At 44.0% G+C, this 14,434-nt stretch carries 9 protein-coding genes; 3 read left to right on the top strand and 6 right to left on the bottom strand.

The window, feature by feature from the left end; all coding sequences use genetic code 11:
- Nucleotides 1-10: 10 nt before the first annotated feature.
- Nucleotides 11-1,978, top strand: a complete 1,968-nt coding sequence (locus L1D21_RS06645) for a glycoside hydrolase family 97 protein (RefSeq protein WP_239844461.1) — start codon at nucleotides 11-13, stop codon at nucleotides 1,976-1,978.
- A 278-nt stretch (nucleotides 1,979-2,256) separates the two neighbouring features.
- Here L1D21_RS06645 and L1D21_RS06640 read toward each other — a convergent pair whose 3' ends face one another.
- Together L1D21_RS06640 and L1D21_RS06635 are read right to left on the bottom strand one after the other, a co-directional pair.
- A complete protein-coding gene (locus L1D21_RS06640) occupies nucleotides 2,257-4,128 on the bottom strand; it encodes a family 43 glycosylhydrolase (RefSeq protein WP_239844460.1) in 1,872 nt (623 codons plus the stop codon).
- A 9-nt stretch (nucleotides 4,129-4,137) separates the two neighbouring features.
- Nucleotides 4,138-5,178 carry an arabinan endo-1,5-alpha-L-arabinosidase gene (locus L1D21_RS06635; protein ID WP_239844459.1) on the bottom strand — a complete coding sequence of 347 codons (1,041 nt, stop codon included), beginning with the start codon at nucleotides 5,176-5,178 and terminating at the stop codon, nucleotides 4,138-4,140.
- A gap of 200 nt (nucleotides 5,179-5,378) precedes the next feature.
- On the opposite strand from L1D21_RS06635, the gene L1D21_RS06630 reads away from it, so the two are divergent.
- Nucleotides 5,379-6,776: an MFS transporter gene (locus L1D21_RS06630; protein WP_239844458.1), complete on the top strand. Its 1,398-nt coding sequence runs from the start codon at nucleotides 5,379-5,381 to the stop codon at nucleotides 6,774-6,776.
- Between the two features lie 170 nt (nucleotides 6,777-6,946).
- Nucleotides 6,947-9,310 carry a glycoside hydrolase family 127 protein gene (locus L1D21_RS06625; RefSeq protein ID WP_239844457.1) on the top strand — a complete coding sequence of 788 codons (2,364 nt, stop codon included), beginning with the start codon at nucleotides 6,947-6,949 and terminating at the stop codon, nucleotides 9,308-9,310.
- Nucleotides 9,311-9,797: 487 nt separating this feature from the next.
- Here L1D21_RS06625 and L1D21_RS06620 read toward each other — a convergent pair whose 3' ends face one another.
- The 4 genes from L1D21_RS06620 to L1D21_RS06605 are packed head-to-tail and all read right to left on the bottom strand — an operon-like array spanning nucleotide 9,798 to nucleotide 14,419.
- Nucleotides 9,798-10,865 (bottom strand): family 43 glycosylhydrolase, encoded by a 1,068-nt coding sequence (locus tag L1D21_RS06620; protein ID WP_239844456.1) that lies wholly within the window; start codon nucleotides 10,863-10,865, stop codon nucleotides 9,798-9,800.
- Nucleotides 10,858-11,820 carry a galactofuranose ABC transporter, permease protein YjfF gene (gene yjfF / locus L1D21_RS06615; protein ID WP_239844455.1) on the bottom strand — a complete coding sequence of 321 codons (963 nt, stop codon included), beginning with the start codon at nucleotides 11,818-11,820 and terminating at the stop codon, nucleotides 10,858-10,860. Before yjfF ends, L1D21_RS06620 begins: the two co-directional genes overlap by 8 nt.
- The gene (locus L1D21_RS06610; RefSeq protein ID WP_239844454.1) at nucleotides 11,820-12,914 is read right to left on the bottom strand and encodes an ABC transporter permease; all 1,095 of its coding nucleotides are present in this window, start codon (nucleotides 12,912-12,914) and stop codon (nucleotides 11,820-11,822) included. Before L1D21_RS06610 ends, yjfF begins: the two co-directional genes overlap by 1 nt.
- Nucleotides 12,911-14,419 (bottom strand): sugar ABC transporter ATP-binding protein, encoded by a 1,509-nt coding sequence (locus tag L1D21_RS06605; RefSeq protein WP_239844453.1) that lies wholly within the window; start codon nucleotides 14,417-14,419, stop codon nucleotides 12,911-12,913. Before L1D21_RS06605 ends, L1D21_RS06610 begins: the two co-directional genes overlap by 4 nt.
- Nucleotides 14,420-14,434 lie beyond the last annotated feature (15 nt).

Below are 14,434 nucleotides of genomic sequence, written 5' to 3'. Positions count from 1 at the left end.
AGGAACCAATATGAAGTCGATATTGCCAATAACATTGTCGCTACTTTGTTTCGCCGCCAATAGCGCTTATGCCATCGATTATCAAGTCCACAGCCCAGACCAACAGATAGCCGTCACCGTTAGTTTAAATGACAACAAATTAAGCTACCGAATCGATAAGAACAACAGCGTGGTTTTAGCTCCTTCGACACTGGGACTCCGTTTATCTGACCGCGATTTCTATCAAAACTTTACCCAACTTAGCGCATCAGATATCAGCAAAGTATCTGAGAATTACCAGCTGTTTACCGGCAAACAAACCCAAGTACAGTATCAAGCCAATGAGCGCCAATTTCACTTAGTGAATGATAAAACGCAAAAACTGGATATCACCTTTCGCGTATCTGATGATGGCGTGGCCTTTCACTACACCGCTTTAAATGATCCCAAAGCCAGTCACCAACAAAAAACGATCACTAGAGAACATACCAGCTTCCAATTGCCTATACACAGTAAGGCTTGGCTACAACCAATTGCAGAAGCACAAACTGGATGGGCAAACACCAATCCGTCCTATGAAGAACACTACCTCATGGGGATCGATATTGATCACCCTTCTCCCTCTCCTGCAGGTTGGGTGCTCCCTGCGCTGTTTAATACTTCAAAATCACAAACCGAGGAAAAGCAGCAAGTTTGGCTGGCTATTACCGAAGCGGGTGTGAAAACCTATCACCATGCCTCTCGTCTTGAAGCACAATCGCCCAATGGCAATTACCACATTGGTATACCTCAGTCTGCTGAAGTGTTCACCCACCAAGGATTACTCACGACGGGTAAATTACCGCTCGACACCCCTTGGCGAGTGCTGGCACTAGGCTCATTAGAACAAGTTGCCAATTCAACCCTAGGCACAGATCTGGCTGAACCCACTAAGGCCTTGGCTACAGACTTCATAAAACCGGGAGTCGCTTCCTGGAGCTGGGGTCTATTAAAAGATGACTCCATCACTTTCCCAGTGCAGAAACAATTTATCGATCACGCTGCCGACATGCAGTGGCAATACGCCTTAATTGACGTCAATTGGGATAAGAACATTGGCGATAAAAAGTTAGCTCAGTTGGTTGAGTATGCCGACAGCAAAAATGTGGGGGTTTTTGTTTGGTATAACTCTTCCGGGGATTGGAACACCACACAGTACAGTCCCAAGAGTCAATTATTGACTAAAACGGCTCGTCAGCAAGCCTTTTCAAAGCTGCACAACATGGGAGTTAAAGGGGTTAAAATCGACTTCTTTGCCGGTGATGGTCAATCTATGATGCAGTATTATCATAATATTTTGGCTGATGCTGCGAAATATCAACTGTTGGTCAATTTTCATGGCACTACCTTGCCACGAGGGCTACAACGCACTTACCCAAACCTGCTCACCTCCGAAGCGGTAAGAGGCTTTGAGATGATCACATTTTTCCAGAATGCGGCCGATAAAGAAGCCAGTCACAGCGCCGTGTTACCTTTTACACGTAACCTATTTGATCCAATGGATTTTACCCCAACAACCTTTAATGAAATCCCTAATATCAAGCGTAAAACCACTAACGGATTCGAATTAGCCTTGCCCATTCTCTTTATCAGTGGCATACAGCATATTGTCGAAACCCATGAAGGAATGCAGCATGTCCCCGACTATGTGAAGGCCTTCTTACAACAAATACCCACACAGTGGGATGAATCAAAGATGGTTGCAGGTATGCCGGGTAAACTTGCGGTGTTCGCCCGTCGCAGCGGCGATACTTGGTTTGTTGCAGGGATTAATGGCGAAAATCTAGTCAAAGAATTGCAACTTGATCTGAGTTTTCTAGCCTCGGATAAAGCCTATATGATTTCCAGTAAAGGAATGCGCGGCTTTAACGAACAGACCATTAAACTGTCCAATCGTACAGATATTACTCTACAAGCAAATGATGGGTTCGTAATGCGTATACAAGCCACTGAAAAATAATGTTAATGTAATGATGTTAAATAAAAAAGCGATGCTTAGTCAGCATCGCTTTTTATTGTCTAGTCTTTAAGGTTTATTAAATCAAACTAACAGCAATCAATATAAGCTAGCGTAATCTAAGTGTGTCTTATTAGCTGTAGCAAATTTTAGGTAAAAAAAAGCAGTAACCAATTCCCTTGGTTACTGCATAAGGCGTTGAGCGATAGATGCAAGCTCAACAAATTTGTCAAAAAAAGCGACCTATACTTTTATGACAAAAAACACACACAAAGTGTTCGTTATTTAGCGTTCACCTCTCTTAAATAGAAGTGTTGCCAAATTGTACTTTTCCAAACGGCTTCAACCATGTTATCGCCGTTAGCATAAGACTCACTTTCAAGTTTCATCGATGAGCCACCTTTACGCGTTACTAAACGTAAAGCACCATTAGGCATATACTCTGCGCGCCACTCACCCTCATCAGTTTTACAGCTTCCGAGTTTCAAGTTGCCTTGATCACTGACCAAACATTGCTGGGCACTGTTTACAGACTGCATGCGATAATAACCTTCAGAGGTAGCAACCGCTTTCCACTGCTGACATGCACTGCCGGTATATTCATGTTGAACCACATTGGCATCGTGAGCACAGCTTTCAGCACTGACGACACGGCCACTGTATGCACTGACGATAGCAAAATCAGACACGGGTTCGATTCGCCAGTCGGTGCAATCACCTCGACGATTTTCACCGGCTACAAGCTCAGCACCTGACTTGCTGCTACAACTTTTTGCTTGCAGGTTTTTAATCGACATCTCATTGGCAAAACGGAACCAACCATCATGGGTAGCATCAACAGACCAACGTTGGCAACGTGAAGCAACCCAAGGGCTAGATGAGATGCCTGTAGCGGCTTCGTCTTGGCATTGCTCTTGAGTCAAGAAAGTACCGTACTGAGCATTCGCAAGACGATATAAACCTTCATTAGTCGGATCGATTACCCAGCTGCTTCCTTGTTTATCACAATCAGCAACCGTAACCTTGCCTTTAGCATCTGTCACCATACATTGATTAATGTCATGATTTACAATGCGATACTTAACACCTTCAACCTTAGCGGTTAATGGGCCTTGCTCGCCACTTGGGACAGGAAGCTGTTGTTTATCAGCTTTTGGTTCACCAAAGTTAGGCAAACCATTTTTATCCCATTTTATTGGCTGAGCACGTGCAGCACGAGTACCACTACAACCATCGGTAGGAGATGAATTGCCATGATAAACTAACCAGTCTTCACTTCCGTCAGGAGAGGTAAAGAAGCCATGGTGACCTGGACCAAAGACGCCATTACCTTTACTGAAGAAAGGTTCGTCATATTTAGTCCAAGATGCTGGATCCATTGGATCTTTGCCAGTTAACTCGACTACAGCAAGTTTATAATCTTCGGTGTTACAGAAACTTGAAGAATGAACTAGGAAGGTTCTATCGTTATGAACGATGATCTCTGGACCTTCGTTAACGTTTAGACCCGATTTTTCCCAGTCATATTCAGGCTTAGTGATCACCTCGTGTTCACCCACTACTGTCCATGGGTTTGACATTTTAGCAATCAAGTTAACCTGATCGTCGCCATGCCATTCTGACCATAAGAAATACAACTGGCCATCATGCTCGAAATAGCTGCCGTCGATGTTCCAATGATCAGGCATTGGTGTGCCTTTAAACTTGTATGGCCCCATAGGGTCGCTGCCTTCACTCTCAAGGATGTGATTGCGCTGACCATCGAAGTTTTCTTCAATACCAGAGGTATAAATAACGTACCAGCGCAAGCCGTTTTCAGTTTGCAGTGGATGGAATTCGAACGCCCAGAAATTACAGCAACGTGACTTATCGGTACCCGACCAAATATTATGCGCAGGCGCATCGGCTAAGCCTTCAATGGTTGGCGACTTACGCATAACCAACTCTGATGTCCAGGTTGTTGTGGTTAAGTAATAGTTACCATTGAAATAGTGCAACCAAGGATCGGCACCATTACGGAATAATGGGTTAGAAAAAGTGTCACCGCTGATTTTTGTGCTTTGTTGCTGTACAGGTGCAGCCTCAACAGCGGGAATCGATAACGCTGCCATCAATGCCACAGCCGTTAGCGATTTTGTAAAAATATGACTCATTATTATCACCTACTTGCTAATTAATACGCTTTCGTAATTATCTAATGCTTTTGGATCGAACGTTGGCCACCCATTTTTATCCCAATCAAGTTCAATCATTTTTAACTTCTGTAAGCCGTTATCAGCAGACTCATAAGCATGGAAGACTAAATAATCTTTGCCATCAAATTCATACATACTGTTATGACCCAGTCCTGGCCAAGCTTTCGTACCATTTAACAACACACTACCGCCGCCCTTAGCCATATCCTTACCTTCTTTATCTAAGTAAGGACCTGTTACAGAAGTTGAGCGACCGATAGCCATACGGTAAGTGCTGTCATCTCCACGGCAACATAAGCCGTAAGACACGGTTAGATAATAAAAATCTCCCTTTTTAAAGATGAAAGGAGCTTCTATTTGTGCTGGACCTGGCTCTGCATCGTCTTCAAATGCAGGACGATCAAGCTTAGCTAATGTGTGCCATTCTTGTGGCTCTGCCATAGAAATCAGATCGTCATTAAGTTTAACCAGTTTCATTCCTCCCCAGAACGAGCCAAAACTCATCCAAGGCGTACCTTTTTCGTCAATGATGATATTAGGATCAATCGCATTCCAGTCATCACGGTAAGGCACTGATTCAACGATAATGCCCTTATCCTGCCAGTTATAGTCTTTTGACTTAGGATCGAGGGATTTACTGACTGCCACACCTATGGCTGAAGTATTTTTACCAAAAGCAGACACAGAGTAATAAAGGTAGAAGGTGCCATTGTGTTCGAAGATATCTGGCGCCCAAAGGTGACCATTGAAACTTGGAGCAACATCTCGCGCCCATGTTGGCTCAGTTTCAAATACTCGGCCTGAGTTTTGCCAATGAACTTTGTCTGTAGAAGAATAGATTGTGATACCAGGGCCTGTGCTAAACAGATAGTAACTGTCACCCTCTTTTGCCATCACAGGATCATGAATACTGACTTGTGCTGCATTTATTTGTGCACTAAAACCAACCAGCCCAACTAAGGTCAAACTTTTTAAATGATTGAATACTTTACTTCTGATGTTTGACATCATCTCTCCTAGTTCTACATGCATCAAGGTTTTACTATTAATGCTATTGTATGATGAATAAGAATATCTTACTATCAATTTCACAATTAACAATCCCATCGCACAAATTTAACAGTAAATTTGTCGAAAGGATCATAGTTAACGGCTGTACACTATCCCAATGAAGTGATGTAGCTGTAATAACATATAAGGGAACCTGGATGAGTACGCATAAGCTTTCAGTACTTGAAAAAGTAGGCTATGGCTCTGGTGACATGGCAGTAAACGTAGTGATTTCATCAATGATGTTAATCATTACCTATTTTTACACTGATATTTTTGGTTTGAAACCTGCAGATCTTGGGATCTTGTTTTTAGTGGTAAGACTCATCGATGCCGTTACCGACCCATTAATGGGCATCATCAATGATAAGGTCACCACCCGCTGGGGACGTTATCGCCCCTACTTCCTATTTATGGCCGTCCCCTTCGGCATCTCGGTCTTCTTGACTTTCAGTACACCAGATTGGGATTACAACAGTAAACTTATCTGGGCTTACTCGACTTATATTTTAGTCACCATCATCTTCACAACGGTAACGATCCCTTACATCTCAGTCATTGGTGTGATGACAGATAACCCCAAAGAGCGTCTATCAGCAAACGGTTATCGTCTATTCTTCGCAAAAGTAGCGGCTTTCTTAGTTACCATCATAGTGCCGATTTTGGCTCAAAAATGGGGTGGTGATAATTTAGCATCGGGTTATCAAGCAGCTATGGGTCTAATGGGCTTAATGGCAACATTATTGTTCCTTTTTTGCTTCTTTACCACTCGCGAACGCGTTGCCTATAAAGTTGAAACTAAGCCGATTTCAACTCAATTCAAGTTATTGATGCGTAATGACCAATGGCGCATATTAGTTTCTATCTGCGTTATTGGCACTATCGGTTATGTGATCCGTGGTTCAGTTGCAGCTTACTACGCAACTTACTATCTAGGCGGCGATGCTAAAATGCTCTCAGCCTTCCTATCCACTGGTGTAGGCGCAGCTATTTTAGCTATGGTGGCTTCGACTTGGATCACCAAGCGTTTCTGTAAACTTAAATTGTTTAGATACAGCCAAATCTTGGTCGGTATCTTAAGTGTCATCATGTTCTTCGCCGTTCAGCCTGGCGATATCATGTTAGCCTTCGTGCTCTATTTCCTTATCTCATTTGTGGTTGATTTACATGCACCTGTGTTCTGGTCAATCATCTCAGAAGCCGTTGATTACGGCACAGTTAAAAATGGACACCGTGTTTCAGGCCTAGCCTTTGGCGGTATTTCGTTTGCTCAAAAAGCAGGTATGGGTCTGGCAGGTTTTGTGGTCGGTATGCTACTTACCTACTTCAATTATGAAGCCGGTGCAGTTCAGAGTGAATTTACCCTAACAGGTATTGCGCTAATGCTAACCGTGATTCCAGGGTTCTTCCACACGTTAATGGGTTCTCTGATGTTTAAGTACCATATCAGTGACAGCAGCTACGAAAAAATTAAAGCCCAGCTGGAAGATATCACTTTCATCGATTCTGCTAGTGAAAGTATTCAGTCTGACGGGGCGAAGCCTGTTAACGTTTAACAAAGGCCAAGGAAAGGACAGTCTGGGTCTACACTTCGATGCTAAAGATGTATCACTGTTAGCCCCTGAAAATTGGCATAAATCAGCAGAGATAAAAACAACTCTGCAGGAGTAAGCCAGTACACATTCTAAGCTCCTACCTGTTAGGAGCTTTTTATTAGGTGGAAAAAATGAAAAGATTACTAACCGCTGCAGCGCTAATGTTGAACAGCAGTATTGCTTTGGCACTGCAACCCACACCCGTGCCACTGCAAGATGTGCGAATTACCGACGGCCCATTTCTTCACGCACAACAAACCGATTTACATTATTTGATGGTAATGGACCCTGAGCGGTTACTTGCTCCATACCGTAAAGAAGCTGGACTGCCAAGTGATGCACCTAACTACCCTAATTGGGAAGATACTGGCCTCGATGGTCATATCGGTGGTCATTATTTAAGTGCCCTTTCACTCATGTACGCCTCAACTGGTGACAGTAAAGTACTCGAACGCCTTAACTACATGGTTGAAGAACTCAACAAATGCCAACAAGCCAATGGCAATGGTTATGTAGGCGGCGTACCTAACGGTGCTAAATTATGGAAATCCATTGCTGAAGGCGATATTCGCGCTGACTTATTCACCCTCAATGAAGCTTGGGTGCCTTGGTATAACGTGCATAAAGTGTTTGCAGGTTTAAAAGACGCTTATATCTACACAGGTAATGAGCAAGCTAAAAAGATGATGGTACTATTCAGTGATTGGATGCTTGAACTGAGTAAAAACCTAAGTGACCAACAGCTTCAGTTAATGTTACGTACTGAATATGGTGGGCTTAACGAAACCTTAGCCGATGTCTATGATATTACAGGAAACAAGGCTTACTTAACCTTGGCAAAGCGTTATACCGATCTGTCTGTATTAAACCCTCTGCTTGAACATAAAGATGCCCTAACCGGCTTACATGCCAACACGCAGATCCCTAAGATTGTTGGGGTCGCTCGTATTGCTCAACTCGAACATAACAAAGACTGGCATGATAGTGCTGACTTTTTCTGGCAAACCATAGTTAATCACAGAACGGTCTCGATCGGAGGTAACAGTGTCCGTGAACATTTTCATCCAAGTAATGATTTCTCTAGCATGTTGGAGTCAGTTGAAGGCCCTGAGACCTGTAACACCTACAATATGTTAAAGCTATCAAAGCTATTGTATGAAGGTAACGGCGACCTTAACTACATAGACTATTATGAGCGTGCGTTATACAACCATATTTTGTCATCACAAAACCCAGAAACTGGTGGTCTAGTTTACTTCACCGCCATGCGGCCCAATCAATACCGTGTTTATTCAGACCCACAAAAAAGCATGTGGTGTTGTGTGGGTTCAGGGATCGAGAACCATGCTAAATACGGTGAGATGATCTACGCCCAGGAGCAAGATCAACTGTTCGTGAACCTGTTTATCGACTCGACGCTAAATTGGCAATCAAAACAGGTGAAACTGAAACAAACGACTCAGTTCCCTGACACTAACACTAGTGAGATTGAGATCCTCTCCAGTGCTAAATTTGGCTTAAACCTACGTTATCCTGTATGGGTAGATGCAGGGGAACTGACAGTCAATGTAAACGGTAAGACACAGAATATCACCGCTAAGCCGGGCGAATATGTACAGCTTGAGCGTCAATGGCAAGCGGGTGATAAAGTAACTATCACTTTGCCAATGAACATCAGCCTAGAGCAGATGCCAGACAAATCGGCCTACTACTCAGTACTTTACGGCCCTATCGTTCTTGCTGCGAAAACCAATCCCTTCCCTAATGAGCAGATTAATTTCGTTGCCGATGACAGCCGCATGGGACACATCGCCAAAGGCCCAACCTGTGAGCCTGAAAATGCCCCTGTATTTATCAGCGATGGCACTCAGTTCCTTAAGGATATTAAGAAAGTGCCTAGTAGTACCCTCGCCTTCACCACAGGTAATGCTAAGCTCAATCTTGGAGAGAAACTGGAGCTGATCCCATTCTTCAGACTGCATGACAGCCGTTATAGCGTCTACTTTGGTCAAAGCAGTACCGATAACTGGCAAAGCCTACAAGCCAGACTTGCCGCACAATCCAAGCAAGCCGCTGAACTTGCCGCCAGCACTCTAGATTTAGTCCAGCCTGGTGAGCAGCAACCGGAATCGGACCACTTCTTTGAGGCTTCTCGCAGCGAAGCGGGGCTCAATGGCACTCGTCACTGGCGTCATGCCCATGACTGGTTCAGCTATCAACTCAATGCCAAAGGCGAAACTCAGCCTGTACTGCGTCTGACCTTCTTTGGTTTAGATAATAACCGTGAATTCGATATCTTGATTGACAAGAAGTACCTTGCCACCGTTAAGTTAACTGGAGACAAGGGGCCTGATTATTTCACTGAGGCCTTCCCTATCCCAGCTAAGTTACTCAAAGACACTACACAGCCTTTTAGAGTGAAATTTAAAGCCAAGCCTGGTTCTATCGCGGGCGGTTTATATGAAGTGCGCTTGATGAAGCCAGAAGAAAAGTAACCAAAACTATCTATGTGATGTAAAAAAGCGAGCAGTTATCCTGCTCGCTTTTTTTGATTCCATCACTGTTGATCCAACAATGAGTTCGACACACCTTGATCGTCCATCTCTGGCAGCACTGATTAGATATTGTAGCCTCGCCTGTTTGCTCTAACCCAATAATCATCAACTAAATGCTTTTTGTCGTCAGTGGTAGATGCAAATAGTATGTAGGTTCTATAACAGAGTCTTTGGATGAGTATGATTGTTCTGCCGAGGTACATACCAACGAACAAGCACTAAAAATTGATAATGCGAGGAATTTTCGTATTGTTAAATCCCTATAACCATAAAAGTAGATAGTGTTCAAATGTCACTATGGCTTACACATAAGTATTAGTTAAATAATTTAAATGTCATGCTAATTAACTGATTTATAAGCAATTAGCTGCCTTAAAAAAACGTCTACTTAGGTAGACGCTTTATCGAAACAAGATGCTTAAACTGATTATTTAAGGCTATAACCCACCATCTCTAAGGTCTGTTGATCCGAGAGATCATTATGGAACTCTGGAAACCCCTTTTCATCCCAAGTGATCGCACGTACCCGAGTATGACGATTACCGTCGGTTAACGGCGTGCCTTGCAGCTCGAGATAATCTCTGGCGTGATAGAACATTAACCAAGTTTTACCATCTTCAGCTAAAACAAAACTATTATGACCTGGGCCATAACGCTTTAGTTGTGGCTGAGTGGTAAACACAGGATCTGGCAACTTGTGCCAGCTGCTCGCATCGAGCAGATCCGCATCTTCATCGGCCCAGATCAACCCCATGCTGTAACGATCGTCAGTGGCACTGGCTGAGTAGCTCACGAAGATTTTGCCTGCATGTTTGATCACTGCAGCCCCTTCGTTCACCTTAAAGCCTAAGCGTTCCCATTCCAGCAATGGCTCGCTAATGATGGTTTCCGGTAAGGCTGTTGCCGTAGGTGAGGTCATTTTTGCGATCACTAAGCCAGTATTATAGGTTTTTGCCCTATCCTGCTGAGCCCAGATCGCATAATGCTGCTCACCGACATTGAAAGTGGTTTCATCTAAAGAGAATGCCGAACGCTCGGTCTGCATCCTGCCTAGCTCTTTCCACTCACCCGTCATCGGATCGTCACCTTCCAGACCCAACACGTACATGCGGTTATGGAAACGGGTATTGATATCACTGGCAGCGTAATAGAGATACCATTTGCCATCGATGTAATGCATCTCAGGTGCCCAGATATCGATACTCATCGGCCCGATATCATGCTTATGCCATACTGCTCTGGTCTTAGCCGTCGCTAATCCTGCAATCGTTTTTGAGTAACGAATCTCAATAAGATCAAATTCAGGCACAGAAGCGGTAAAAAAATACCCGCCATCAGGCGCTTTAATCACCCAAGGATCGGCTCGGCGCTCAACAAAATTATGCGCTGGTTGAGCCTCAACCTTACTATCGGCTGCTAACGTATTCGCATCAACTGTTGCAACAGAACCTGTTAGTGCTGCAACAACCAGCGTAATATAGATAGATTTATGCATTGGCACCCTTACGTACATTCAGTAACTTCTGCAGGACGATAAAGAAGAACAACAGAAGACCGATAACAATCTTAGTCCACCAACTACTTAAGGTCCCTTCGAAGGTGATATAGGTTTGAATCACTCCCATGAGAATCACCCCAAGTACGGTTCCTACAATATAACCACTACCACCGGTTAACAGCGTACCGCCAATTACCACTGCGGCAATCGCATCGAGTTCGGTGCCTATTGTGCCTAAGGCATAACCGGAGAAGGTATAAAATGAAAACACGATACCCGCTAAAGTCGCGAGTGCGCTGCTGGTCGCATAAATAGAGATGGTAGTACGCGCAACATTCACACCCATTAATTTGGCAGATTGTTCATTACCCCCTAAGGCATAAACATTGGTACCAAAACGAGTAAAGTGCATCACGATGAGTAGTACCGCAAATGCCAACATGAAGATCATTGAGCTCACATCTAGCCAGCCATGACCAGGCAAAGCGAAACCAAAATCAGCAATGGCATCATAGAAAGGATGCTCAATGGCGATGGATTCTTCACTCAGGGTTGTAGCCAAGCCTCGCGCTAAGAACATGCCCGCTAAAGTTACAATAAAAGGTTGTAACTTATAATAATGGATGATGCTGCCCATAGCAGCGCCAAACAAGGTACCTAATGGCATTACCAATGCAAAGGCCGCAAGAGGATGCCAACCATGATCGGTAACAAGTAACCCGGTGATCACACCACTGAGTGCAATCACAGCACCAACCGAAAGGTCAATACCACCAGAGATAATCACTAAAGTCATACCTAGTGCGGTGATCAGCAAAAACGCGTTGTCCCTAAAGAGATTGGTAACAACACGAACACTGGCGAAACCATCAAACTGACTTGCGCCAAAGATGAACATCAACAGCACAAGAGACGCAGTGATCCATAAAGGTAAAAAACGACGAGAAAGCATTATGCAGCCCCTTTTTTGCCAAAACTGAACAGACTTTTAAGCTGATTTCTAAACGCTTTAGACTGTAGTAACAACACCAGTAAGATGACCAAAGCTTTGATAAGCAGGTTAAATTTAGCTGGTAGACCACTGACAATAATTGTCGTCGCTAAAGTTTGAATGATCAGCGCGCCAACAATAGATAGGATGAGTGAAAAACGTCCGCCAGTTAAGGCTGCGCCGCCTATAACCACAGCAAGGATCGCATCGAGTTCTAACCATAGCCCGGCATTGTTTGCATCTGAGCCTTGGATATCGGCCGCACTGATCATACCGGCAAATGCAGCACACAAACCCGCAATGGCGTAAACGAAAAGTTTAATCGATTTATCGTTAATCCCCATGTAACGACTCGCTTTAGCATTACAGCCTACCGCTTCGATAAACAAGCCTAGAGCCGTTTTTCGTAGCAGTAACTGAGTCGCAATCAACATACCGATAACGATCCAAATTGGCATTGGTAGACCTAACCACTGTCCTGTTCCTATTGCAGCGAAGCCTGGACTTTGGAAAGTAACAATCTGACCTTGGTTAATAAGCTGTGCGATACCACGACCCGCAACCATCAGTAGTAAGGTTGCAACAATCGGCTGAATACCTAAGTAAGCCACTAAACCACCGTTAATACAGCCAAAGAATACACCGACGGCAATACCAATAAGCACAACAGTAAATACGCTCATATCCGGAGATAACAGCAAATTGGCGCAAACGGCACCGGCAATCGCCATTACCGCGCCAACAGAGAGGTCGATACCACCCGTTGCTATCACTAAGGTCATACCTATAGCAAGTAACGCAACCGGTGCCGAACGATTTAAAATATCAATAAGAGAACCATATAAACGGTCATCTTGATAAGTTAAATGGAAAAAACTGCTGTCGATAAATAGATTCACCAATAGCAATAACACCAATGCAGCCACAGGCCATAGGTATCTTAACCAGGCTTTTTCGGCTCCCGCTTGATAGCGAGCTTGTTTCTTATCTGTCATATCATCACTTTTCGCAGCCACTACAGGCGATGGCTCAATTAATTGTGCTGAATTACTCATGCTCCCTCCGCAATCGCTTGCATAACATGCTGAGAGGTCAGCTGTTCACCAGTGAGTTCTTTGACTGCACTGCGGTCACGCATTACCACGACTTTGTTGGAGAAAGCCACCAGTTCATCTAACTCAGATGATGCCACTAACAGCGACATACCATCATCACAGAGGCTTCTGATCAATTTAATGATCTCAGCATGGGCACCAATATCGATACCACGAGTCGGTTCATCAAGTATTAACAAGATAGGCTCGATGGCGAGCCAACGTGCCAAAATAACCTTCTGCTGATTGCCGCCACTGAGTTGCTCAATAGGTTTATCCGCATCAGGTGTCGCGATTTGCAGTTTATCGATAAAAAACTGCGCCATTTCATCTTGCTTAGCGCGTGACAATCCACGCCACCAACCTAACCTGGCTTGTAGTGCCAGAATGATGTTTTCACGGATAGACAGTGGGCCAATAATACCGTCAACTTTACGGTCTTCAGGACACAAGGCGATCCCTTCATGGATTGCATCAGCAGGATTACTCAGTTTGAGTTGGCGGCCTTTCAGGGTGATATTACCGCTGTTAAGTTGATCTAGACCGAATACCGCATTACACACTTCACTACGACCCGAACCTAGCAAACCTGCTAATCCCACCGCTTTACCTTCAGATAACGTCAGGCTTAAAGATTGAATTGAATCTTTGACTGAAACCCCTTCGAGGCTGAGTAATACCGCTTGTGCTGAATCTTGCTCTTGAGCTGATTTTGGCGCGCTATCGAGGTGAAGATGATCTTCAAGTGCACGGCCCAACATGGCTTCAACCAATTTGGATTGTGGTAGCTCTTTAGTGAGGTGTTCACAGATAAACTCACCATTTCTCAGTACCGTAATACGATCGCTAACCGCATAAACTTGATCTAAGAAATGGGTAATAAAGACAATAGCAACACCCTGCTGCTTTAACTGATTTAGGATAGAAAACAGAACTTTAACTTCATCAGCATCCAAACTTGCCGTTGGCTCATCCAGCACTAACACTTTGGCTGACATGGCAACGCCACGAGCAATTGCGATTAATTGCTGTATTGCGACAGAGTACTTAGATAGAGGCTCTGTTACATCAATATCTAACTTAAATTGCTTTAACACTTCACGGGATTGCTTAACCATCTGCCGATGGTCAATTAAACCAAACTTTTTGGGTTCGTGACCAAGAAACAGGTTCTGCGCTACCGTCAGGTTTGGCAGAAGGTTAACCTCCTGATAAACACTGACGATACCCACGCGCTGTGCTTCGATAGGCGTATTAAATTCACGTTCTTGTCCATCATAATAGATGCTGCCGCTATTTTTAGATTCGGCACCCGTCATGATTTTAACGAGCGTAGATTTACCCGCACCGTTTTCTCCAAGCAAAGCATGCACTTCGCCTGGATAGAGATTTAAACTGACATTTTGTAACGCTTTTACACCAGGATATTGTTTACAAACATCCTTTAACGCTAAAACTACGTCCATTTAGCCTTTCCCCCA

Origin of the sequence: Shewanella sp. Isolate11 (assembly GCF_022398315.1) — a bacterium.
Taxonomy (GTDB): Bacteria; Pseudomonadota; Gammaproteobacteria; order Enterobacterales; family Shewanellaceae; genus Shewanella.
This window is presented reverse-complemented; position numbering and strand designations above follow the sequence as displayed.